Annotated in this window: 21 protein-coding genes; 10 read left to right on the top strand and 11 right to left on the bottom strand. The window is 72.2% G+C overall.

Annotated features, from left to right (window positions below; translation table 11 throughout):
* Positions 1-155: 155 nt before the first annotated feature.
* Positions 156-2,177 carry a streptophobe family protein gene (locus tag F3L20_RS08800; RefSeq protein ID WP_240810866.1) on the top strand — a complete coding sequence of 674 codons (2,022 nt, stop codon included), beginning with the start codon at positions 156-158 and terminating at the stop codon, positions 2,175-2,177.
* A gap of 464 nt (positions 2,178-2,641) precedes the next feature.
* Positions 2,642-3,850, top strand: a complete 1,209-nt coding sequence (serB, locus tag F3L20_RS08795; protein WP_150153610.1) for a phosphoserine phosphatase SerB — start codon at positions 2,642-2,644, stop codon at positions 3,848-3,850.
* 116 nt (positions 3,851-3,966) lie between these two features.
* Here the strand turns inward: serB and F3L20_RS08790 are convergent, their stop codons facing one another.
* The 4 genes from F3L20_RS08790 to F3L20_RS08775 all read right to left on the bottom strand — a co-directional run bounded on the left by F3L20_RS08790 (position 3,967) and on the right by F3L20_RS08775 (position 6,561).
* Positions 3,967-4,485: a SixA phosphatase family protein gene (locus F3L20_RS08790; protein ID WP_150153607.1), complete on the bottom strand. Its 519-nt coding sequence runs from the start codon at positions 4,483-4,485 to the stop codon at positions 3,967-3,969.
* Between the two features lie 63 nt (positions 4,486-4,548).
* On the bottom strand, positions 4,549-4,755 hold the full coding sequence (locus F3L20_RS08785) for a hypothetical protein (RefSeq protein WP_150153603.1): 207 nt from the start codon (positions 4,753-4,755) through the stop codon (positions 4,549-4,551).
* 200 nt (positions 4,756-4,955) lie between these two features.
* Positions 4,956-5,072 (bottom strand): SGM_5486 family transporter-associated protein, encoded by a 117-nt coding sequence (locus F3L20_RS35235; protein WP_106967088.1) that lies wholly within the window; start codon positions 5,070-5,072, stop codon positions 4,956-4,958.
* 157 nt (positions 5,073-5,229) lie between these two features.
* The gene (locus F3L20_RS08775) at positions 5,230-6,561 is read right to left on the bottom strand and encodes a CynX/NimT family MFS transporter (RefSeq protein ID WP_150157265.1); all 1,332 of its coding nucleotides are present in this window, start codon (positions 6,559-6,561) and stop codon (positions 5,230-5,232) included.
* A gap of 90 nt (positions 6,562-6,651) precedes the next feature.
* Between F3L20_RS08775 and F3L20_RS08770 the strand changes: the two genes are divergently transcribed.
* Complete coding sequence (locus tag F3L20_RS08770; RefSeq protein WP_150153600.1) at positions 6,652-7,344, top strand: FadR/GntR family transcriptional regulator; 693 nt, start codon at positions 6,652-6,654, stop codon at positions 7,342-7,344.
* Here the strand turns inward: F3L20_RS08770 and F3L20_RS08765 are convergent.
* From F3L20_RS08765 to fabG, 3 genes are all read right to left on the bottom strand, one after another.
* A complete protein-coding gene (locus F3L20_RS08765) occupies positions 7,322-7,669 on the bottom strand; it encodes a hypothetical protein (protein WP_145825053.1) in 348 nt (115 codons plus the stop codon). The genes F3L20_RS08770 and F3L20_RS08765 overlap by 23 nt on opposite strands.
* A gap of 181 nt (positions 7,670-7,850) precedes the next feature.
* On the bottom strand, positions 7,851-8,618 hold the full coding sequence (gene fabI / locus F3L20_RS08760) for an enoyl-ACP reductase FabI (protein ID WP_150153598.1): 768 nt from the start codon (positions 8,616-8,618) through the stop codon (positions 7,851-7,853).
* 5 nt (positions 8,619-8,623) lie between these two features.
* Entirely contained in the window at positions 8,624-9,328 is a 705-nt protein-coding gene (fabG, locus tag F3L20_RS08755) for a 3-oxoacyl-[acyl-carrier-protein] reductase (RefSeq protein ID WP_024887148.1), read from the bottom strand.
* Between the two features lie 334 nt (positions 9,329-9,662).
* On the opposite strand from fabG, the gene F3L20_RS08750 reads away from it, so the two are divergent.
* From F3L20_RS08750 to tyrS, 3 genes are all read left to right on the top strand, one after another.
* Positions 9,663-11,186 (top strand): TldD/PmbA family protein, encoded by a 1,524-nt coding sequence (locus F3L20_RS08750; RefSeq protein ID WP_150153596.1) that lies wholly within the window; start codon positions 9,663-9,665, stop codon positions 11,184-11,186.
* Positions 11,183-12,577 (top strand): metallopeptidase TldD-related protein, encoded by a 1,395-nt coding sequence (locus F3L20_RS08745; RefSeq protein WP_150153594.1) that lies wholly within the window; start codon positions 11,183-11,185, stop codon positions 12,575-12,577. Before F3L20_RS08750 ends, F3L20_RS08745 begins: the two co-directional genes overlap by 4 nt.
* A gap of 66 nt (positions 12,578-12,643) precedes the next feature.
* Positions 12,644-13,912, top strand: coding sequence for a tyrosine--tRNA ligase (gene tyrS / locus F3L20_RS08740; protein WP_150153592.1), 1,269 nt, complete (start codon positions 12,644-12,646; stop codon positions 13,910-13,912).
* A 68-nt stretch (positions 13,913-13,980) separates the two neighbouring features.
* Here the strand turns inward: tyrS and F3L20_RS08735 are convergent, their stop codons facing one another.
* On the bottom strand, positions 13,981-14,265 hold the full coding sequence (locus tag F3L20_RS08735) for a GlsB/YeaQ/YmgE family stress response membrane protein (protein ID WP_150153590.1): 285 nt from the start codon (positions 14,263-14,265) through the stop codon (positions 13,981-13,983).
* A gap of 244 nt (positions 14,266-14,509) precedes the next feature.
* Here F3L20_RS08735 and F3L20_RS08730 point away from each other — a divergent pair, with 244 nt between their 5' ends.
* Positions 14,510-14,905 (top strand): DUF3099 domain-containing protein, encoded by a 396-nt coding sequence (locus tag F3L20_RS08730; RefSeq protein WP_167534494.1) that lies wholly within the window; start codon positions 14,510-14,512, stop codon positions 14,903-14,905.
* Positions 14,906-15,148: 243 nt separating this feature from the next.
* Positions 15,149-15,373: a hypothetical protein gene (locus tag F3L20_RS08725; protein WP_150153588.1), complete on the top strand. Its 225-nt coding sequence runs from the start codon at positions 15,149-15,151 to the stop codon at positions 15,371-15,373.
* A gap of 61 nt (positions 15,374-15,434) precedes the next feature.
* On the opposite strand, the gene moaA is transcribed toward F3L20_RS08725, so the two are convergent.
* The 3 genes from moaA to F3L20_RS08710 all read right to left on the bottom strand — a co-directional run bounded on the left by moaA (position 15,435) and on the right by F3L20_RS08710 (position 18,564).
* Positions 15,435-16,424 carry a GTP 3',8-cyclase MoaA gene (moaA, locus tag F3L20_RS08720; protein WP_145825061.1) on the bottom strand — a complete coding sequence of 330 codons (990 nt, stop codon included), beginning with the start codon at positions 16,422-16,424 and terminating at the stop codon, positions 15,435-15,437.
* Between the two features lie 158 nt (positions 16,425-16,582).
* Complete coding sequence (locus tag F3L20_RS08715) at positions 16,583-18,211, bottom strand: solute symporter family protein (RefSeq protein ID WP_150153586.1); 1,629 nt, start codon at positions 18,209-18,211, stop codon at positions 16,583-16,585.
* Positions 18,208-18,564: a DUF485 domain-containing protein gene (locus F3L20_RS08710; protein WP_024887157.1), complete on the bottom strand. Its 357-nt coding sequence runs from the start codon at positions 18,562-18,564 to the stop codon at positions 18,208-18,210. The genes F3L20_RS08715 and F3L20_RS08710 overlap by 4 nt, the downstream gene beginning before the upstream one ends.
* Positions 18,565-18,831: 267 nt before the next feature.
* On the opposite strand from F3L20_RS08710, the gene F3L20_RS08705 reads away from it, so the two are divergent.
* Entirely contained in the window at positions 18,832-20,361 is a 1,530-nt protein-coding gene (locus tag F3L20_RS08705; protein ID WP_150153584.1) for a S8 family peptidase, read from the top strand.
* Between the two features lie 62 nt (positions 20,362-20,423).
* Positions 20,424-21,959, top strand: a complete 1,536-nt coding sequence (locus F3L20_RS08700; RefSeq protein WP_150153582.1) for a S8 family peptidase — start codon at positions 20,424-20,426, stop codon at positions 21,957-21,959.
* Positions 21,960-22,009: the final 50 nt, after the last annotated feature.

Genomic DNA, 22,009 nt, shown 5'->3' with positions numbered 1-22,009 from the left:
GCCCTCCGACCGGAAGTCGGCCCTTGTCACGACCGCGCGACAAGGTGTCCACGGCCTTGTCCGGCGGGGGGTTGAAACCGGACCGGAGAGTGGTAAACCACGCGAGGGGGACAGGGGCGGCCCGACGGGCCGTGCCGCGGATCGGGGGGGCTGCCATGAGTGCTGTCAGGGGTGCCGCGGCGGCGGGGCGTGACACCGGCCTGCCGTGGGCGGACGTGGTGATGTCCGCGGTCGCCGCGGTGAGCTGGGCGCTGATCGGGATGGCGGGGACGGCGGCACTGGGTCTGCGTCTGCTGGACGCGGACGCGGCCGGGTCCCTGGCGCCGACGACCGCGGCGGTGGTGGCGCTGGCGGCGGGCGGTTCGGTGACACCCTCGGGTGACGTGTCGGCGTTCGGGCTGTCCGGTGTGGAGGCCGGGACGGCCATCGACCTCGCGCCGCTGGGTGTGGGGCTGGTGGGGGCGCTGCTGCTGTCCTTCTTCTTCCTGCGGTCCTTGCGGGCACAGGGAGTTGTGGTCCCGGGCCGTGAACTCCTCGCGCGCGCGGGCGCGGTGGTGGCGCTGTTCGCCGCTGCGGCGGGCGGACTGGCGTGGGCGGGCCACGACGTGATCACCATCGACGGGAGCGCGCTCGGCCTGGACGACCTGCCGGGCCGGGGCGGCGGCGGCCTGGACGTCCCGGGACTGGGTGACATCGAGGGGCTGCTGCCCGACCGGGTGGGCGACCTGGTCGACGCGCAGGCCGCCGTGGGGTTCACCGTCGACACCGTGCCGACGCTGCTGGGCGGGCTCGGCTGGTCCGCCGGTGTGCTGCTGATCGCGCTGCTGGCGTCCCGCCGCACCCCGCTGCCGCGTGGCTGGGACGTCGTGCACCGGGTGGTGCGGCCGGCCGTCTCGGCGGTCGTCGCGGTGCTGCTGGTGGCGGTCGCGGCGGGGGCCGCCGCCGCGGGGTACGCGGCGATCGGTGACGACCACCCCCGGCGGATCGCCGGGGCCGCTCTGCTGGGGGCGCCGAACGGGGTGTGGCTCGGGGTGCCGGTCGGGCTGTTCGTGCCGTGGGACGCCCGGGCGGACGGGGCGCTGCTGGGTGCGCTGCCCCACCCCGTGGACGATCTGCTGCGGACGGGGTCCGAGCAGCCCCTCACGCTGGGGCGGCTGGCCGAGCTGGACGGGCGGGTGTGGCTGCTGGGGGTGGCCGCCACGCTGATGATGCTGCTCGCGGGGGTGCTGACGGCGGTACGGACGCCGGTGCCCACGTCGGCGTCCGCCCTGGTTCCGTCGGAGCGGCGGGCGGGGGCGGCCGGGTTCGCGGGACGCTGCGCGGCGGCGCTGGGCGTCGCCACGGCGGTGGCCCTGCCGCTGCTGGTGTGGCTCACGGAGGTGTCCGCGAACGCCTCGCTGTCGGTCCTCGGCTTCGACGCGTTGGACGCCGGCCTGGAGCTGCGCGGTCACCTGGGGGCGGCGGCGCCGCTCGGGGCGCTGTGGGGCGCGGGGGCGGGCGCGGCGGGCGCGCTGCTGGCGTGGGCGAGCGGGACGGCGGGGGTGCGTGCGGCGGCTGCGGCACGGGGTGCCGGGAACGGGGGTGGGGGCGGATTCGTACCGTCGGCCGCGGGGCCGTACGAGCCGGGGGCGCCGTACCGTGCGCCCAACCCGGACACCAATCCCTACCTGCGGCTGCCGGGCGGGCGGTCGGGGGGGGGAACCGTCGGGGCCGGGCGGGCGGTCGGGTGGGGCGAGCCGACAGGACCGGGCCGGGGTCGGGGGCGGGCGAGCCCGAGGACGTGGTGCCCGGGAGCGGGCGGGACGGTGCCGGTGGCGAGTTGCCGGGACGGGACACCCCACGGTCGCCGGGGGCGGGTGAGGGCGGCGGGGCTGATGACCTGTCCGCGGCGTCGACCGTCATCGGCCCCGCCCCGCCGCCGCGCCGGGGAGGCCGGCGCCTGTGGCCGGACGAGGTTCCGCCCCTCCCCCGCCTCCGACCCCACCGCCACGGCCACGGCGCCCGGGCGCACAGGGAGCGGGCCACCGCGACCCGGACGGCCACGAACGGCGCGGAGGGGCGGGGACGGCAGGGGCCGGGCAGGCAGTAGGGCCGCCAGGCAGGCAGTAGGGCCGGTCGGGCGGCGGGACCCGGCAGACGGCAGGGCCGGTCGGGCGGCGGGGCCGGGAAGACGGTAGGGCCGGCAGGCGGTGGGACCGGCGGGCGCTGGGCCAGCAGGCGGGAGGGCCAAGCCCGCCTGACCTGGGCGGGTCGGGACCGGAGCCGTGCGGAGGCGTACCGGCCGGGGGCCGTCCCTGGGGCAGAACAGGCTGGGGCTGGGGGCCGTCCCTCCGGCACGCCAGGCCGGGACCAGCGCCGCGCGGCGGCGTACCGCCCCGGGGGCGTGCCGTGGGCGGTTCGGGATCGGGGTCCTGCGTGGGCACACCGCCTGGGGCCGTTCCTCTGGCGGGCCCGAACCGGAGTCGTGCGGGGGCACACCGCCCGGAGGCCGTCCCCCGGCGGGCCGGGACCGGCGCCGAGCGGAGGCGCACCGCCCGGAGGCCGTCCCCCGGTCGGGACGGGACGGGAGCGGTCGAAGGCGTGTCCGGGTGGCGGACCTCGAAGGCGCGGGGCACCGCCTGCCGGATACGGTAAGAGCACCATGAGCGCATCGCAGACCACCGACGTTCCCACCCTCCTGGTCAAGATCTTCGGCAAGGACCGGCCGGGCCTCACCGCCGGGCTCTTCGACACTCTCGCCGCCTACTCCGTCGACGTGGTCGACATCGAGCAGGTCGTCACCCGCGGTCGCATCGTGCTCTGCGCGCTCGTGACCCAGCCCCCCGCCGGGGTGGAGGGGGACCTGCGGGCGACCGTCCACAGCTGGGCGGAGTCGATGAAGATGCAGGCCGAGATCATCTCCGGCATGGGCGACAACCTCCCGCGCGGCCTCGGCCGCTCCCTCGTCACCGTGCTGGGGCACCCCCTCACCTCGGAGGCGGCGGCGTCGATCGCCGCCCGGATCACCAAGGCCGGCGGCAACATCGACCGCATCTTCCGGCTCGCCAAGTACCCGGTGACCGCCGTGGAGTTCGCGGTGTCCGGCGTGGAGACGGAGGCGCTGCGCACGGCGCTGGTGACGGACGCGGCCCGGTTCGGGGTCGACATAGCCGTGGTCGCGGCGGGGCTGTACCGCAGGGCGCAGCGCCTGGTGGTCATGGACGTGGACTCCACCCTGATCCAGGACGAGGTGATCGAGCTCTTCGCCGCGCACGCCGGCTGCGAGGACCAGGTCGCCGAGGTGACGGCCGCCGCGATGCGCGGGGAGCTGGACTTCGAGCAGTCGCTGCACGCGCGCGTGGCGCTGCTGGAGGGGCTGGACGCCTCCGTGGTGGACAAGGTGCGCAGCGAGGTGCGGCTGACGCCGGGTGCCCGCACCCTGATCCGCACGCTCAAGCGGCTCGGCTACCAGGTGGGGGTGGTCTCGGGCGGCTTCACCCAGGTCACCGACGACCTCAAGGAGCGGCTGGGCCTGGACTTCGCCCAGGCGAACACACTGGAGATCGTCGACGGGAAGCTCACCGGCCGGGTGACCGGCGAGATCGTGGACCGGGCCGGCAAGGCCCGGCTGCTGCGCCGGTTCGCGGCCGAGGCGGGGGTGCCGCTGTCGCAGACGGTCGCGATCGGTGACGGGGCGAACGACCTCGACATGCTGAACGCCGCGGGTCTCGGTGTCGCCTTCAACGCCAAGCCGGTGGTGCGCCAGGCCGCCCACACCGCGGTGAACGTCCCGTTCCTCGACACCGTCCTCTACCTGCTCGGCATCACGCGGGAAGAGGTCGAGGCCGCCGACACGCTCGCGGGCGACTGACCCGCGCGGAACGGCCGCGACGACGAGCGGGCCCGGCGCCGACGGATGTCGGTGCCGGGCCCCTGTCGTGCCGCGCGGGTCACCCGGCGGATCGCGCCGGGTGCGTCAGGCGGAGGTCACTCGGTCGGTGCCCAGTAGTCGACCAGCGTGGCGGTACCGGGTTCCAGGGACTTCCAGGGGCCGGTGAAAGTGAGCGTGGAGAAGGCGGCGGCCGGGTAGCCGCGGCGCGTCATGCGCTCACGGGCGTCACCCTCGGAGGCGCCGGCCAGGATGTCGGCCAGGCCCTGGACGCCCGGGTTGTGGCCGATCAGCAGGATGTTCTGCGCGTCGTCGGGGGTCTCGTTGAGCAGGGCGATCAGCTCGCCGGGCGAGGCTTCGTAGATCCGCTCCTCGTAGACGGTTTTCGGCCGCTTCGGGAACTCGTGGACCGCGAGCTTCCAGGTCTCGCGGGTGCGGACCGCCGTGGAGCACAGGGCCAGATCGAAGGCGACGCCGGTGTCGGCGAGCTTGCGGCCGGCCGCTGCGGCGTCCAGGCGCCCTCGCTCGGCGAGGGGGCGCTCATGGTCGGCCACCGGAGGCCAGTCGGCTTTCGCATGCCGGAAAAGGACAATCCTGCGGGGTTCTGCGACGCTCATGGGACCCAGCTTCGCACGAAACAGGCCACGAGGCGCAGGGAGTTGACCGGCGCCCGGGCGCGTTCAGCGGGCTATGAGCTGCTGCGCCCGCTCGACGAGGTGGGTGAGCGCGGGATCACCGGCGGTGGCGTGGGCCTCGGAGGGGTTGAGGACCAGGGTGAGCAGGGCGACGAAGGCGAGAGCGGGGAGGGCCAGGGCCCACCACGGCAGCCGGGTGGCGGCACCTGCCCGGGGGGCCGGGACGGGCCGGGAGTGCGTGCGCGCCGACATGGGGGGCCTCCGCTCTTCGAGTGGTCCGTGGCGCGCCGGTCGCGGCCACATCTCGAAGGTACGGATCGCCGGGGCGTCAACCCATCCGGTGATCCACCCACTTGACCCTGAGCCTGGCCCCCTAGGGGACGGGGGTGCCAGCACCACCACGGCCCGGAGGAAAGCCCTCGGGGCCGGTCGTCAGGGGGGCGGAGCGGTCGTCAGGGGGCCAGCACGGTCGCGATCACTCCGATGACGACGAAGATGGCGAAGAACGCGCCGAAGACGAGCAGCATCTTCTTCTGGCCGTTCTGCGGGTTCGGGTCGAGGACTGGCATGGGGCAAGTCTCGCACCCCTCCCGTCCCGCAGCGGCCACGGGGTGCCACGACGGGCGTGGCGGACGGGCGCGGCGGACGTGGCGGACGGTCGCGGCGCGGCGGTCACGGCGGACCGTGGCGGGCCGGCCTTGACGGCACGAAGCGAGGAAGCCCCCCTCAGGCCGCCGCCTCGTCCTCCACCGTACGGTCGCGGCCCGCGAACACGCCGACGATCACCTGCGGCACCATCAGTCCCGCCATCAGCGCGATCGGCAGCCCCCAGCCGCCGCTGTGCTGGTAGAGCACGCCCACCAGGAGGGGTCCGGGGATGGAGATCAGGTAGCCGGTGCTCTGCGCGAAGGCCGACAGCTGGGCCACGCCCGCGCCCGTCCTGGCCCGCATCCCGACCATGGTCAGCGCCAGCGGGAACGCGCAGTTGGCTATGCCGATCAGCACGGCCCAGGCCAGGGCGCCGCCGGCCGGGGCGAGGTAGAGGCCCGCGTAGCCGGCCAGGCCGCTCACGCCCAGCGCGACCACGATGGGGCCCTGGTGGGGCAGCCGGGTGGCCAGGCGCGGTATGACGAAGGCCAGCGGCACGCCCATCACCATGGTGATCGCCAGCAGCAGCCCCGCCCGGCCCGCGGGGACGCCGGCGTCGCGGAAGATCTGCGCCATCCACCCCATGCTGATGTAGGCGGCGGTGGCCTGGAGCCCGAAGAAGACTGCCAGCGCCCAGGCGGTGCGGCTGCGGGTGATCCGCAGGACGGGTGCCGCGGCGGGCGCCTGCCCGGCGGACTCGCCCCGCGGCGGCCCGTCCCGCTTGTCCCGCTCCGGCGCCTCCTCCCCCGGCGTCCCGCCCCGTGGGCGTACGAACGCGAGCCACGGCAGGACGGCGGCCGCCGCCAGGGCCGCCCACACGGCGAGACCGGCCCGCCAGCTCCCGCCCATGGCGCTGGTGAGCGGCACGGTCACGGCCGCGGCCGTGGCGGTGCCCAGGGCGAGGGCCATGGAGTACAGGCCGGTCATGGTGCCGACCCGGTCGGGGAACCAGCGCTTGACGATGACCGGCATCAGCACGTTGCTCACCGCGATGCCGGCGAGTGCGAGGCCGCTGGCCACGAGGAAGGCGGCGGTGTTGCCGACGAGCGGCCGGACCAGCAGGCCGGTGCCGATGGCGGCCATGCCGGCGCACACCACCGCGCCCGGGCCGAAGCGGCGGGACAGGCGGGGCGCGACGGAGCCGAAGATGGCGAAGCACAGGGCGGGCAGGGAGGTGAGCAGGCCGGCCACGCTGCCGCTCATGCCGAGTCCGTCGCGCACCTCCTCGAGCAGCGCGCCGAAGCTGGTGATGGCGGGGCGCAGGTTCAGGGCGGCGAGCACGATGCCGACGACGAGCAGCCGGGTCCGCCACGCGCGCGGGGTGGCACCGGGGCGTGCCGGGGGGACGGACGCGGCGGACGTACCGGAGGCAGCGGTGGACGGGAGGGTCCGGGCCTCCTCGCCAGTCATACGAGTCATGCGCCCATCATAGAATCATGGGATGATTGGTTGTCCATGTGGCGGTCGCCGTACGAGGCCCCAGCCGTGCGAAGGTGTGTCATGCCTCTGAGCCATCCGCGCCGTTCGGCGCTGTCCGAACAGGTCATCGCCGCCCTGCGGGCCCAGATCACCTCGGGCGAGTGGCCGGTCGGCTCGCGCATCCCCACCGAGCCGGAGCTCGTGGAGCGGCTGGGGGTCGCCCGGAACACGGTCCGCGAGGCGGTGCGCGCGCTGGCGCACAACGGCCTGCTGGACATCCGCCAGGGCTCGGGCACCTACGTGGCGGCCACCAGTGAACTGGCCGGCGTGATGCACCGCCGGTTCGCCGACGCCGACCCCCGGCACATCGCCGAACTTCGCTCCACCCTGGAGTCCTCGGCGGCGCGGCTGGCCGCCCGGCGGCGCACGGAGAAGGACCTCAAGCAGCTCGACGCCCTGCTGCTGCGCCGCGAGGAGGCCTGGGGGTCGGGCGACGCGGAGGCGTTCGTGACGGCGGACGCGACGTTTCACCTGGCCGTCGTGGCCGCCTCGCACAACGACGTGATGACCGCGCTGTACGCGGACCTGGTCGAGGTGCTGCGGGACTGGCTGCGTGACGACGTGGGCGGCGACATGACGCCGGAGACGCACATGGACCACAGCCGTCTGGTGGACGCGATCCGCGCGGGCGACGAGGCGACGGCGTCCGAGGAGGCCGCCGGCTACCCGATGGTGTGCAAGCCCGGACGGCTCACGGCTCCCGCGCGTGACTGACCCACGCCGAGTCCACGTCGCTCCAGCAGCGGCCGGTCAGCAGCACCCTCCGCGCGGGCCCGACGGCCACCGGTGAGCTGTCGCCGTCCAGGTCCCACCAGCGGGCGCACTCGACGTGCAGGGCGACCCGGTCGATGCCGGGATAGGGGTTGTGGCAGTGGGCGGTCACCCGGGAGCCGTCGATCCGGACCCGGCAGGCGGCCCCGAACGGCTCCTCAGGGGCGGCCTCCCGAGGCTGCACGCGCGCGTGCGGCATCGCCTCGTACGGCAGGAACAGGACGAGCGCGACGGCAGCGGTCGCGGAGGCCAGGCGGAACGAGCGCACAAGGGACCTCCTCGGCCGGACTGGGGAGGGGGAACGCACGGTGACGTGGACTCCAGGGTCGCCCGATCAGGTCGGGCGCGCCCCCGCCACTGCTCCGTTCGAGCGACGCACCCGGCCCCTCCGGCAACGCGTGAGGGCCCGCGTCCCCGGGGGGACGCGGGCCCTCACGCGGGGCTTCGGGTCAGGCGCCGACGGCGTGCAGTCCGCCGTCCACGTGGACGATCTCGCCCGTGGTCTTCGGGAACCAGTCGCTCAGCAGGGCGACGACGCCGCGGCCGGCCGGCTCCGGGTCCTTCAGGTCCCACTCCAGCGGGGCGCGGTTGTCCCAGACGGAGGCCAGCTCGGCGAAGCCGGGGATGGACTTGGCGGCCATGGAGCCGATGGGGCCGGCGGAGATGAGGTTGCAGCGGATGTTCTGCTTGCCCAGGTCGCGCGCCATGTAGCGGCTGGTGGCCTCCAGGGCGGCCTTGGCCGGACCCATCCAGTCGTACTGCGGCCAGGCGTACTGCGCGTCGAAGGTGAGGCCGACGACGGAGCCGCCGTTCTGCATCAGCGGCAGGCAGGCCATGGTGAGCGACTTCAGGGAGAACGCCGAGACGTGCATGGCCGTGGAGACCGACTCGAACGGCGTGTTGAGGAAGTTGCCGCCGAGCGCGTCCTGCGGCGCGAAGCCGATGGAGTGCACCACGCCGTCCAGGCCCCCGAGCTCCTCGCCGACGATGTCGGCCAGGCGGCCCAGGTGCTCGTCGTTGGTGACGTCGAGCTCGATGACCTTGGTGGGCTTGGGCAGCTTCTTCGCGATGCGCTCGGTCAGGGTGGGCCGCGGGAACGCGGTCAGGATGATCTCGGCACCCTGCTCCTGGGCCAGCTTGGCGGTGTGGAAGGCGATGGAGGACTCCATCAGCACACCGGTGATCAGGACGCGCTTGCCCTCGAGGATTCCGCTCATGTGTGTCAGTGACCCATTCCCAGTCCGCCGTCAACGGGAATGACGGCTCCAGTGATGTACGAGGCGTCGTCCGAGGCGAGGAAGCGCACCGCGGCGGCGATCTCCTCGGTCTTCGCGTACCGCGCGAGCGGCACCTGGGCGAGGATCTTCGCCTGCTGCTCCTCGGTGAGCTCCCGGGTCATGTCGGTGTCGACGAAACCGGGCGCGACGACGTTGAAGGTGATGTTGCGCGAGCCCAGCTCACGGGCGAGGGACCGGGCGAAGCCCACCAGGCCGGCCTTGGAGGCGGCGTAGTTGGCCTGGCCCGCGGAGCCGAGCAGCCCGACGACCGACGAGATCAGCACGACGCGGCCCTTGCGGGCGCGCAGCATGCCGCGGTTGGCGCGCTTGACGACCCGGAAGGTGCCGGTGAGGTTGGTCTCCAGGACGGAGGTGAAGTCCTCCTCGGACATGCGCATCAGGAGCTGATCCCGGGTGATCCCGGCGTTGGCGACGAGCACCTCGACGGGGCCGTGCGCCTCCTCGATCTCCTTGTAGGCCTGCTCCACCTGCTCGGCGTCGGTGATGTCGCACCGGACGGCGAGGAAGCCGGCCGGGGGCTCCCCCGAGCGGTACGTGATGGCGACCTTGTCGCCGGCGTCGGCGAACGCGCGGGCGATGGCGAGGCCGATGCCCCGGTTGCCTCCGGTGACGAGAACCGAGCGGCTCAACGGATCACCCCTTCGATAGCGGTATGTTCCATCCGCCCGGACACCGTGACGACAGGCGGCTGCACCGAAAACCTATCGGTCCCGGTCCGCCGCGGGACATCGGGGCACCGACAGTGGCCAGGGGGCCGCTCTGTCGGGTCCCTACAGAAAGTGCCCGGTCGGCGGCGTGAGGAGCGGGCCGGGTGACCGGAAGGTGCGCGACGGGTGACACGCATGCGGCCGGGCGTGCCGCAAAGATGTGGTCCGGCCCGCTTCCGACGCGACATGATGCGCCGCAGTGACAACCGAACGAAGCGTCGACCCAACGATTCGAACCCGACAGGAAGAGACGTAGGTGTCTCATAGCATTGACGAAACCTTCACGACCCTGCCGCTCCGCGCCCTCGCCGACGCCGCGCTGGCCCGCGCCCGGGCGCTCGGGGCGGAGCACGCGGACTTCCGTCTGGAGCGGGTGCGCAGCGCCTCCTGGCGGCTGAGGGACGCCAAGCCCGCCGGTTCGTCGGACACCACCGACCTCGGGTACGCGGTGCGGGTGGTGCACGGCGGCACCTGGGGTTTCGCGTCCGGAGTGGATCTCACCCTCGACGCCGCCGCCAAGGTCGCCTCCCAGGCGGTGGCGATGGCGAAGCTGTCCGCGCAGGTGATCAAGGCGGCCGGGTCAAAGGAGAGGGTGGAGCTGGCCGACGAGCCGGTGCACGCCGAGCAGACCTGGGTGTCGTCGTACGAGATCGATCCGTTCACCGTGCCCGACGAGGAGAAGGCCGGGCTGCTCGCCGAGTGGAGCGCGCGGCTGCTGGCGGCGAACGCGGTGGACCACGTGGACGCCTCGCTGCTCACCGTGCACGAGAACAAGTTCTACGCGGACACGGCCGGCACGGTGACCACCCAGCAGCGGGTGCGGCTGCACCCGGTGGTCACGGCGGTGTCGGTCGACGAGTCCAGCGGCGAGTTCGACTCGATGCGCACCCTCGCGCCGCCCGTCGGGCGCGGCTGGGAGTACCTGACCGGTACCGGCTGGGACTGGGACGACGAGCTGGCCCGGATCCCCGAGCTGCTCGCCGAGAAGATGCGCGCACCGAGTGTCGACCCGGGCCTGTACGACCTGGTGGTGGACCCGTCCAACCTGTGGCTGACCATCCACGAGTCCATCGGGCACGCCACCGAGCTGGACCGCGCGCTCGGCTACGAGGCGGCCTACGCGGGGACCTCCTTCGCCACCTTCGACCAGCTGGGCAAGCTGAGGTACGGCTCCGAGCTGATGAACGTCACCGGTGACCGCACCGCCGAGCACGGACTCGCGACCGTCGGCTACGACGACGAGGGCGTCGAGGCGCAGTCCTGGGACCTGGTGAAGGACGGCACGCTCATCGGCTACCAGCTGGACCGGCGGATCGCGAAGCTCACGGGGTTCGAGCGCTCCAACGGCTGCGCCTTCGCCGACTCCCCCGGTCATGTGCCGGTGCAGCGCATGGCGAACGTGTCGCTGCGTCCGGACCCGGCCGGGATGTCGACGGAGGACCTGATCGGGGGCGTCGACCGGGGCATCTACGTGGTCGGCGACCGGTCCTGGTCGATCGACATGCAGCGCTACAACTTCCAGTTCACCGGGCAGCGCTTCTACCGGATCGAGAACGGGCGGCTCGCCGGGCAGCTCCGGGACGTCGCCTACCAGGCCACGACCACCGACTTCTGGGGTTCCATGGCCGCCGTCGGCGGTCCGCAGACGTACGTCCTGGGCGGCGCCTTCAACTGCGGCAAGGCCCAGCCGGGTCAGGTCGCGGCGGTCTCGCACGGCTGCCCGTCCGCCCTGTTCAAGGGAGTCAACATTCTGAACACCACGCAGGAGGCCGGGCGATGAGCGCGCGCACCACCAAGCCGCACGAGATCGTCGAGCGGGCGCTGGAGCTGTCCCGGTCCGACGGCTGTGTCGTGATCGCCGACGAGCGGTCCACCGCCAACCTCCGCTGGGCGGGCAACGCGCTCACCACCAACGGGGTCACCCGCGGGCGTACCCTCACCGTGATCGCCACGGTGGACGGGGCGCAGGGCACGGCCTCCGGGGTGGTGTCCCGGTCGGCGGTGACCGTGGACGAGCTGGAGCCGCTGGTGCGGGCCGCCGAGGCCGCCGCGCGCGGCGCGGCGCCGGCCGAGGACGCGCAGCCGCTGGTCACCGGGGTGGAGCCGTCGCCCGAGTTCACCGAGGCGCCCGCCGAGACGTCCTCCGCGGTGTTCACCGACTTCGCCCCGGCGCTGGGCGAGGCGTTCGCCCGGGCGCGGGCCGGCGGCCGGGAGCTGTACGGCTTCGCCAACCACGAGCTGGTCTCCAGCTACCTGGGCACGTCGACGGGGCTGCGGCTGCGGCACGACCAGCCGAACGGCACGCTGGAGGTGAACGCCAAGTCCCCGGACCGGACCCGGTCGGCGTGGGCGGGCCGCTCCACCCGTGACTTCAAGGACGTCGACCCGGCGGTGCTGGACGCCGAGCTGGCCGTACGGCTGGGCTGGGCGGAGCGTCGCCTCGACCTGCCGGCGGGCCGGTACGAGACGCTGCTGCCGCCGACCGCGGTGGCGGACCTGCTGATCTACCAGCTCTGGTCGGCGTCGGGGCGGGACGCGGCGGAGGGCCGCACGGTGTTCTCCAGGCCGGGCGGCGGCACCCGGGTCGGCGAGCGGCTGAGCGAGCTGCCGCTGACGTTGCGCAGCGACCCGAACGAGCCGGGCCTGGAGTCGGCGCCGTTCGTGCTCGCGCACTCCTCCGGCGGGGACCAGTCCGTGTTCGACAACGGGCTGCCGCTGACGGCGACGGACTGGGTGCGCGAGGGAAAGCTGCACCGGCTGACCACCAGCAGGCACAGCGCGGGCCTGACCGGCCTGCCGACCGCACCCGCGATCGACAACCTGATCCTGGACGGCGGCGAGGACCGCTCGCTGGAGGAGATGGTCGCGGCCACCGAGCGGGGGCTGCTGCTGACCTGCCTGTGGTACATCCGCGAGGTGGACCCGGCGACGCTGCTGCTCACCGGCCTGACCAGGGACGGCGTCTACCTGGTGGAGAACGGCGAGGTCACCGGCGAGGTGAACAACTTCCGCTTCAACGAGTCACCGGTGGACCTGCTGGGCCGGGCGGCCGAGGCGGGCCGTACGGAGAAGACGCTGCCCAGGGAGTGGAGCGACTGGTTCACCCGGGCCGCGATGCCCGCGCTGCGCATCCCCGATTTCCATATGAGCTCGGTCAGCCGGGGCGTATAACCTCGTAGGCGTTCACAGCAGGCCGGTACCGATGCGGCCGCAGACCACCGAGGAGACACGAGAACCGTGACGGACATCGTCGACGAGCTGAAGTGGCGCGGGCTGTTCGCCCAGTCCACCGACGAGGACGCTTTGCGCAAGGCGCTCGCGGACGGTCCCGTCACGTTCTATTGCGGCTTCGACCCGACCGCGCCGTCGCTGCACGTGGGGCACCTGGTGCAGGTGCTCACCGTGCGCCGGCTCCAGCAGGCCGGGCACCGGCCGCTGGCGCTGGTCGGCGGCGCCACCGGGCAGATCGGTGACCCGCGCCCGACCGCCGAGCGCACGCTGAACTCGCCGGAGACGGTCGCGGGCTGGGTGGAGCGGCTGCGCGGCCAGATCGAGCCGTTCCTGTCCTTCGAGGGCGAGAACGCGGCCGTCATGGTCAACAACCTCGACTGGACCGCGAACCTGTCCGCGATCGAGTTCCTGCGGGACATCGGCAAGCACTTCCGGGTCAACAAGATGCTGACGAAGGACTCCGTGGCCCGGCGCCTGGAGTCCTCCGAGGGCATCAGCTACACGGAGTTCAGCTACCAGCTGCTCCAGGCGATGGACTTCCTCCAGCTGTACCGGCGCTACGGCTGCACGATGCAGCAGGGCGGCAGCGACCAGTGGGGCAACCTCACGGCCGGACTCGATCTGCTGCACCGTCTGGAGCCGGACGCCTCCGTCCACGCCTACGCGACGCCGCTGATGACGAAGGCGGACGGCACCAAGTTCGGCAAGACCGAGGGCGGCGCCGTCTGGCTGGATCCGGAGATGACCACGCCGTACGCGTTCTACCAGTTCTGGCTGAACGTGGACGACCGGGACATCTCGGGTTACATGCGGATCCTGTCCTTCAAGTCCCGCGAGGAGCTGGAGGAGCTGGAGCGGCAGACGCAGGAGCGTCCGCAGGCCCGGGCGGCGCAGCGCGCGCTGGCGGAGGAGCTGACGACGCTGGTGCACGGCGCCGACCAGACGGCCGCCGTGATCGCCGCGTCCAAGGCCCTGTTCGGCCAGGGCGAGCTGGGTGAGCTGGACGAGCGGACGCTCGCCGCGGCGCTCTCCGAGGTGCCGCACGCGCGGGTGTCCGAGCTGGGCCCGGTGGTGGACCTGTTCGCCGAGGTCGGCCTGGTGCCCAGCAAGTCGGCCGCGCGGCGCACGGTGAAGGAGGGCGGCGCCTACGTGAACAACGTCAAGGTCGCCGCCGAGGACGCCGTCCCCGCGAAGGAGGACCTGCTGCACGGCCGGTGGTTGGTGCTGCGCCGGGGCAAGAAGAACCTGGCGGCGGTCGAGGTCACGACAGGCTGAGCGCAGGCGCGTCGAGGGGCGGTTCCCGCCGGCCGGGAACCGCCCCTTTCGCCGTCCTCGGGGCCGGGTCAGACCCGCTGGCCCTCGTGCTTCCTGCGCTGCATGGCGTTGTAGATCATCTCCGCGAACAGGACGATGACGATGGCCGCGCCCAGCTGGAAGATGTGCCGCCCCCAGTCGATCCCCCGGGTCTCCTCGATGCCGAAGCCCCGCGCGATGGCGTTGCCGACGACGGCGCCGATGATGCCGCAGATGGTGGCCAGCCACAGCGGGAGGTGCTGCTTGCCGGGGATCACCGCCTTGGCGAGCAGGCCGAGCACGAATCCCACGATGATCGCCCACAACCAGCCCATGGCTGCCTCCTCGTACGACGTGACGCGAGCATTACGGTCAGTTTCGGGCCGGACGCGGTACGGCGCATGTCGGACATGCCGTACGCGGTACGGCGCAGCCGCGCCGGCGCGGCCGGGGGCGACCCGCTCTCGTGACCGGGCCGGTTGCGGCGTACCGTGGTCCTGTCCGGACCAGATGTCGCATACCGGGACACGGGACGGGCGGACACGGAACGGGTCCGATACGGGCGGATGGTGGAATGTGATGCGGAAGCAGCGTGACGGCGGCGTCCAGGTGTTCCGGATCACGGGCGCCCGGGCCGGCCTCCAGGACGATGTGCGGGCGCGGCAGCGCCGGTACGTGATCTCGATGGCCGTTCGCACGATCTCGGTCATCCTCGCGGCCACCCTGTGGAACGTGGAGCGGCACGTGGCGATCGTCGCCCTGGTCCTCGGGGCCGTGCTGCCCTACATCGCGGTGGTGATCGCCAACGCCGGGCGGGAGAACGCGCCGTCCCTGCCGTCGACCTTCGTGACGACGCCGATGAAGCCGATGATCGCACCGCCCCGGACGAATGACGGTGCCACGGAAGCCGATGCGGAAGATGTGCCGTCGCAGGCGGCGCCCGGCGCACGAACGCAGGGGCCGGGGCACGCGTGAAGATCGGAGGGTGAGCCGGGACCGCGCGGAGCGGAAGTGACTTCCCGGCCAAGCTCAAAGAAACCTCAGATCAATCATGTTCTTCCAGTGCCGGGGGCGGGGTGACCCGTGACATACTTCGTACGCGCTCCGCATCCCCCGTCGGAGCGACGGACCGACGCCGGGCAGCTCCCCCCGTGGCTGCTCGGCGTCGCCTTTTTCTCCGGTCGTCGGCGGTCCGACCGGCCGCGTTAGGGTCACGGTGTGACGACCGATCCCGAGACCCCCGTCTGTTCCGCCAAGGGCTGCCGAGCCGCCGCCGTGTGGGTGCTCGCCTGGAACAACCCGAAGATCCACACGCCGGAGCGCCGCAAGACGTGGCTGGCCTGTGAGGAGCACCGGGAGCACCTGTCGCAGTTCCTCGGGGTCCGCGGCTTCCTGAAAGACGTCGTCCCGTTCGAGGCGTGGGAGGCCCCCGAAGGGGCCTGACCGTACGGCGGACCCGACCGTACGGCGGACCTGCCGTACGCGGAGCCCGGTCGTGGGCCGCTCAGCCGCCGATGGCGGACATCGGGCGGTCCGGCTGGACGAAGGACGGGTCGTCCAGGCCCGCGCCCGCCTTCTTGCCCCACATGGCGAGCTTCCAGATGCGGGCGATCTCCTCGTCGGCGGCGCCGGAGCGCAGGGCCGCGCGCAGGTCCGTCTCCTCGGTGGCGAAGAGACAGGTACGGACCTGGCCGTCGGCGGTGAGCCGGGTGCGGTCGCAGGCGGCGCAGAACGGCCGGGTGACGGAGGCGATGACGCCCACCCGGTGCGGGCCGCCGTCCACCAGCCAGCGCTCGGCCGGTGCGGAGCCGCGCGCCTCGTCGCCCTCGGGGGTGAGCTCGAACCGGGTGCGCAGGGAGGTGAGGATGTCCCCGGCGGTGATCATGCCGTCGCGCTTCCAGCCGTGCTGGGCGTCCAGCGGCATCTGCTCGATGAAGCGCAGCTCGTAGTCGTGCTCCACGGCCCAGGCGAGCAGTTCGGGGGCCTCGTCGTCGTTGAGCCCCGGCATCAGGACCGAGTTCACCTTCACGGGCGTCAGACCGGCCTCACGGGCCGCGTACAGGCCGTCCAGGACGTCCTGGTGGCGGTCGCGGCGGGTGAGTGTCTTGAAGACGTCGGGGCGGAGCGTGTCGAGGGAGACGTTGACCCGGTCCAGGCCGGCCGCCTTCAGGGCGCCCGCGGTGCGGCGCAGTCCGATGCCGTTGGTGGTGAGGGACATCTGGGGGCGGGGTTCGAGGGCGGCGACCCGCTCGACGATGCCGACGAGGCCGGGGCGGAGCAGGGGCTCGCCGCCGGTGAAGCGCACCTCCTCGATGCCCAGGGACGTGACCGCGATGTCGATGAGGCGGACGATCTCGTCGTCGGTGAGCAGGTCGGGTTTGGCAAGCCACTGCAGCCCCTCCTCGGGCATGCAGTACGTGCAGCGCAGATTGCACCGGTCGGTCAGCGAGACCCGCAGGTCGGTGGCCACCCGGCCGTAGGTGTCGATGAGCACGTGGGCCCCTCCCTCGACGCCGATCACTCATGTCCCGATACCTGCGAGCGTACGTGACGCGGCCGACATCACCCAGCGACGCGATGTGACGAGATGCGGACGGCCGCGTCGTAGGGACCTACAGAGGTCCCTACGACGCGGCCGTCGCGGGGTGCGGATCAGTGGGCGCCGGTGCCGGTGAGCGAACGGACCTCCAGCTCCGCGAACTTCTTGACGTCCGGCTCCTCCTTCGACAGGACGGTGCCGAGCCAGCCCATCAGGAAGCCGAACGGGATGGAGATGATGCCCGGGTTCTTCAGCGGGAACCAGGCGAAGTCCACGTCCGGGAACATCGCCTTCGGGTCGCCGGAGACCACGGGCGAGAACAGCACCAGGCCGACGGCGACGATCAGACCGCCGTAGATCGACCACAGGGCGCCCTGGGTGGTGAACCGCTTCCAGAACAGGCTGTAGAGGATGGTCGGCAGGTTGGCGGACGCGGCGACCGCGAAGGCCAGGGCGACCAGGCCCGCCACGTTCAGGTCGCGGGCGAGGGCGCCGAGCGCGATGGAGACGATGCCGATGAGGACCGTCGCCCAGCGGGCCGCCCTCATCTCCTCCTTCTCCGTGGCCTTCCCCCTGCGGATCACGTTGGCGTAGATGTCGTGCGCGAAGGAGGACGACGAGGCCAGAGTGAGTCCGGCGACCACCGCGAGGATGGTCGCGAAGGCGACCGCCGAGATGGTGGCGAGCAGGATCGCGCCCCAGGCCGAGTCGACGCCGCCGATGTGCAGGGCGAGCAGCGGGGCGGCGGTGTTGCCGGACGGGTTGGACTCGATGATCTCGTCCGGTGAGATCAGTGCCGCCGCTCCGAAGCCGAGCGCCAGGGTCATCAGGTAGAAGCAGCCGATGATGCCGATGGCCCAGTTGACGGACTTACGGGCGGCCTTGGCGTTGGGCACCGTGTAGAAGCGGATCAGGATGTGCGGCAGGCCGGCGGTGCCGAGCACCAGGGCGATGCCCAGGGACAGGAAGTCCAGCTTGGTGAGGTTGTCGGCGCCGTACTGGAGGCCGGGCTCCAGGAAGGCGTCGCCCTTGCCGCTGTTCTCGGCGGCCTTGCCCAGCAGGTCGGAGATGTTGAAGTTGAACTTCAGCAGCACCAGGAAGGTGATGAGGATCGTGCCGCCGATGAGCAGCACGGCCTTGACCATCTGGACCCAGGTGGTGCCCTTCATGCCGCCGATGGAGACGTAGACGATCATCAGGACGCCGACCAGGGCGACGATGAGGACCTTGCCGGCGTCGGAGGTGATGCCGAGCAGCAGCGACACCAGGACGCCCGCGCCGGCCATCTGGGCCAGCAGGTAGAAGATCGACACGACGATCGTGGAGGTGCCGGCGGCGGTGCGCACCGGGCGCTGGCGCATGCGGTAGGCGAGGACGTCGCCCATCGTGTAGCGGCCGGAGTTGCGCAGCGGCTCCGCGACGAGCAGCAGGGCGACGAGCCAGGCGACCAGGAAGCCGATGGAGTAGAGGAACCCGTCGTAGCCGAAGAGGGCGATGGCGCCCGCGATGCCGAGGAACGACGCGGCGGACATGTAGTCGCCGGAGACGGCGAGGCCGTTCTGGAAGGCGCTGAACTGCCGCCCGCCCGCGTAGAAGTCGGCGGCGTCCTTGGTCTGCCGGCCGGCCCACACGGTGATGCCGAGGGTGGCGACGACGAACAGCGCGAACAGGGTGATGATCAGGACGCGGTGTTCGCTGGCCTCGTTCGCGGCCAGGGTGACGTGGGTGATCGAGGGGCTCATGCGCCGCCCTCCATACGCTTCTTGATGGCCTCGGCCTTGGGGTCGAGCTTGGCGGCGGCGTGCTTGGAGTACCACCAGGCGATGAGGAAGGTGGTGACGAACTGCAGGACGCCGAAGACGAAGGCGACGTTGATGTGGCCGACCAGCTTGGCGCCCATGAAGCCGCCCGCGTAGTTGGACAGCAGCACGTACAGCAGGTACCAGACGATGAAGGCGATGGTCAGCGGGAAGGCGAACGAGCGGTAGGAGCGGCGCAGTTCACCGAACTCAGCGCTCTCCTGCACCTCGGTGAACTCCTCCGGCGTGGGGAGTTTGTGTTGATCTGTCGAGGGGGGCGGTGCTTCGGCGGCCACGGAGTCTCCTCGCGTTGCGGGTCGGTTCGTACGTAGGCGGAAGGCGAGTGTCCTCGTGCTTCCTGCTCAAGGGCACGGCGCCACGCGAGGAGCGGTTCAACTCCCGCCGGTTCTTTTCCGTGGACGTTTTCCGAAGACGTTGCACGCAAATCATTGCTGGCCAGCGCACGGGCGGGATAGCTTCACCCTGCACCACCCGTCATGTACCTGCCCGGGCAGCCACCTCTGTCTCGGGCCGGTTTCGTTTCAGGATGATGTGGAGACCCCATGGCTCATCTGCGTTCCAGACGCCGGCTCGCCCTCGCCGTGCCCGTCGTGCTGTCGCTGACCGCCTCGCTCGGCTTCCTGCCGGCGGCGGCCTCGGCCGCCCCGGCGACGGTGTCCGCGGAGCAGGCGGCGGACGCGCCCGCCCTGGCGTACGTCGTCAACACCAAGGCGGACCACCGCACGATCGCCTCGGTGAAGCGGGCGGTCGCCGCGGCGGACGGCGAGGTCGTCGTCGCGTACGAGAAGATCGGCGTGATCGTCGTGCGCTCCTCGAACGCCGACTTCGCGAAGACCCTCCGCGAGGTGCCCGGCGTGCAGTCCGCCGGCGCCACCCGTACCGCTCCGCTGGCCCCGGCCGGGACGACGGACGCGGGTTCCGCCGAGTACCTGACCGCCGCCGACACCGCGAAGCTGAAGGCCGCGTCCGCGAAGACCCCGGGCAGCGAGCCCCTCGAGGCCGACCAGTGGGACCTGCGGGCCATCGGCGCCGACAAGGCCGCCAAGATCAACCCGGGCAGCAGGAACGTCACTGTCGCCGTCATCGACACCGGCGTCGACGACACCCACCCCGACATCGCGCCGAACTTCTCCCGGTCCCAGTCCGCCAACTGCTTCGGCGGCGCCCCGGACACCAGCCAGGGCGCCTGGCGGCCGTACACCGCGGGCGACTACCACGGCACGCACGTGGCCGGTGAGATCGCCGCCGCCCGCAACGGCGTCGGCGTCGCCGGTGTCGCCCCCGGCGTGAAGGTCTCGGCGATCAACGTCACCGACCCCGACAACGGGCTGTTCTACGCGGAGGCCGTCGTCTGCGCGTTCGTGTTCGCCGCCGACCACGGCGTGGAGATCACGAACAACAGCTATTACGTCGACCCGTGGATGTACAACTGCATGGACGACCCCGACCAGCGGGCGATCGTCGACGCGGTCAACCGGGCCCAGCTGTACGCCCAGCGCAAGGGCACCCTGCACTTCGCGTCGGCCGGCAACTCCAACCACGACCTGGCCTCCGACGCCATCGTCGACGCCTCCAGCCCGAACGACACCACGCCGGTCACCCGCACGATCGACCCGAGCGAGTGCCTGGACGTCCCCACGCAGCTCCCGGGCGTCGTCACGGTGAGCGCGACGGGCTCGGAGAACCTCAAGTCGTACTACTCCTCGTACGGCAAGGGTGTCGTCGACGTGGCCGCGCCGGGCGGTGACGGCCGCTACCAGCTGCCGGACACCCCGTCGAAGAACGGCCGCATCCTGTCCACCATGCCGAACGGCGAGTACGCCTGGCTGCAGGGCACCTCGATGGCCTCGCCGCACGCTGCCGGCGTCGCGGCCCTGCTGAAGTCCGAGCACCCGTGGCTGCCCCCGGCGGCGCTTCAGGCGCTGCTCAAGGCGCAGGCCAAGAACCCCGGCTGCCCCGCGTCGTACGACCAGGACGGTGACGGCACGCAGGACGCGACATGCGAGGGCGGCCGCGCGGTCAACGGTTTCTACGGCTACGGCATCGTCGACGCGCTGCGCGCCGTCAAGTGAGCCGCGGCACCCGCACACCCGCCGCACCGTACGTCCGTCAAAGTGAAAGAACTGGAGACACCATGACAGCGTCTCAGCCGCGCCGTCGCCGCGCGCTCGTCGTTCCGGCCGGAATGGCCATGGCGACCGCGTTCGCGTTCCTGCCGAACACGGCGGCCACGGCCGCTCCCGCGGCTCAGGGGGCTTCCGCCTCCGCCTCCGCGGACGCGGCCTCGCTCAGCTACGTGGTGAACGTGCGGGGCGGACACGGAGCGCCGGCGAGCGTGAAGAAGGCGATCGCCAAGGCCGGCGGCACCATCGTGACGTCGTACGAGAAGATCGGCGTCATCGTCGTCCACTCCTCGAACGCCGACTTCGCGAAGACCGTCCGCAAGGCGCCGGGTGTGGAGTCCGCCGGTGCCACCCGCAACGCGCCGCTGCCGTCGGCGGCCACCACGGACATGGGCTCCCCGAAGGTGCTCAGCGCCGCCGAGGTCGCCGAGGCCACGGCTCAGGCCGCCGCGGGCCAGGACCCGCTGCAGAACCTCCAGTGGGACCTGCCCGCCATCAAGGCGGACAAGGCGCACGAGAAGTCCCTCGGCAGCCCGAAGGTCACCGTCGCCGTCATCGACACGGGCGTCGACGACACCCACCCCGACATCGCCCCCAACTTCGACCGGGCCGCGTCGGTCAACTGTGTGGCGGGCAAGCCCGACACCAGCGAGGGCGCGTGGCGTCCGGGCGCGGCCGAGAGCCCGCACGGCACCCACGTCGCAGGTGAGATCGCCGCCGCCAAGAACGGCATCGGCATGACCGGTGTCGCGCCCGGGGTGAAGGTCTCGGGCATCAAGGTGTCCAACCCGGACGGCTACTTCTACACCGAGGCCGTGGTGTGCGGCTTCATGTGGGCGGCCGAGCACGGGGTCGACGTCACCAACAACAGCTATTACACCGACCCGTGGTACTTCAACTGCAAGAACGACCCGGACCAGAAGGCGCTCGTCGAGGCCGTGAGCCGGGCCACGAAGTACGCGGAGCGCAAGGGCGCGGTCAACGTCGCGGCGGCCGGCAACGAGAACTACGACCTCGCGGCCGACGAGATCACCGACCCGTCCTCGCCGAACGACGGCACCACCTCGGACCGGGTGATCGACCCGTCCGAGTGCCTGGACATCCCGACCCAGCTGCCGGGTGTCGTGACGGTCGCCTCGACCGGCGCCAAGGGCCTGAAGTCGTCGTTCTCCAACTACGGCCGGGGCATCATCGACATCGCCGCGCCCGGCGGTGACTCGACGGCCCTGCAGACGCCGGCCCCGCCCGCCACCAGCGGCCTGATCCTGGGCACGCTGCCCGGCGGCGGCTACGGCTACATGGCCGGTACGTCGATGGCGTCCCCGCACGTCGCGGGCGTCGCCGCGCTGATCAAGTCGACGCACCCGTACGCGCCGCCGGCGCTGGTGAAGGCCCTGCTGTACGCGCAGGCCGACGCCACCGCCTGCACCAAGCCGTACGACATCGACAACGACGGCAAGGTCGACGCGGTGTGCGAGGGGCCGAAGAACTACAACGGCTTCTACGGCTGGGGCATGGCCGACGCGCTGGACGCGGTGACGCGCTAGTCGTCGGGTAGGTGCGCGGAGGGGCCGGGCGGATGTCGCCCGGCCCCTTC

The sequence above is a fragment of the Streptomyces tendae genome (assembly GCF_008632955.1).
GTDB lineage: Bacteria > Actinomycetota > Actinomycetes > Streptomycetales > Streptomycetaceae > Streptomyces.
The sequence above is the reverse complement of the archived record's forward strand: the minus strand, read 5'-3'. Positions and strand labels throughout refer to the sequence as shown.

What these genes read in the sequence shown, in the direction of transcription:
- F3L20_RS08770 (WP_150153600.1), top strand. Translation starts at nt 6,652, where the DNA reads ATGCCTCTGAGCCATCCGCGCCGTTCGGCGCTGTCCGAACAGGTCATC.
- F3L20_RS08700 (WP_150153582.1), top strand. Translation starts at nt 20,424, where the DNA reads ATGACAGCGTCTCAGCCGCGCCGTCGCCGCGCGCTCGTCGTTCCGGCC.
- serB (WP_150153610.1), top strand. Translation starts at nt 2,642, where the DNA reads ATGAGCGCATCGCAGACCACCGACGTTCCCACCCTCCTGGTCAAGATC.
- F3L20_RS08715 (WP_150153586.1), bottom strand. Translation starts at nt 18,211, where the DNA reads ATGAGCCCCTCGATCACCCACGTCACCCTGGCCGCGAACGAGGCCAGC.
- F3L20_RS08735 (WP_150153590.1), bottom strand. Translation starts at nt 14,265, where the DNA reads ATGGGCTGGTTGTGGGCGATCATCGTGGGATTCGTGCTCGGCCTGCTC.
- F3L20_RS08790 (WP_150153607.1), bottom strand. Translation starts at nt 4,485, where the DNA reads ATGAGCGTCGCAGAACCCCGCAGGATTGTCCTTTTCCGGCATGCGAAA.
- F3L20_RS08800 (WP_240810866.1), top strand. Translation starts at nt 156, where the DNA reads ATGAGTGCTGTCAGGGGTGCCGCGGCGGCGGGGCGTGACACCGGCCTG.
- F3L20_RS35235 (WP_106967088.1), bottom strand. Translation starts at nt 5,072, where the DNA reads ATGCCAGTCCTCGACCCGAACCCGCAGAACGGCCAGAAGAAGATGCTG.
- F3L20_RS08775 (WP_150157265.1), bottom strand. Translation starts at nt 6,561, where the DNA reads ATGACTGGCGAGGAGGCCCGGACCCTCCCGTCCACCGCTGCCTCCGGT.
- F3L20_RS08705 (WP_150153584.1), top strand. Translation starts at nt 18,832, where the DNA reads ATGGCTCATCTGCGTTCCAGACGCCGGCTCGCCCTCGCCGTGCCCGTC.
- F3L20_RS08730 (WP_167534494.1), top strand. Translation starts at nt 14,510, where the DNA reads ATGCGGAAGCAGCGTGACGGCGGCGTCCAGGTGTTCCGGATCACGGGC.
- F3L20_RS08745 (WP_150153594.1), top strand. Translation starts at nt 11,183, where the DNA reads ATGAGCGCGCGCACCACCAAGCCGCACGAGATCGTCGAGCGGGCGCTG.
- fabI (WP_150153598.1), bottom strand. Translation starts at nt 8,618, where the DNA reads ATGAGCGGAATCCTCGAGGGCAAGCGCGTCCTGATCACCGGTGTGCTG.
- F3L20_RS08785 (WP_150153603.1), bottom strand. Translation starts at nt 4,755, where the DNA reads ATGTCGGCGCGCACGCACTCCCGGCCCGTCCCGGCCCCCCGGGCAGGT.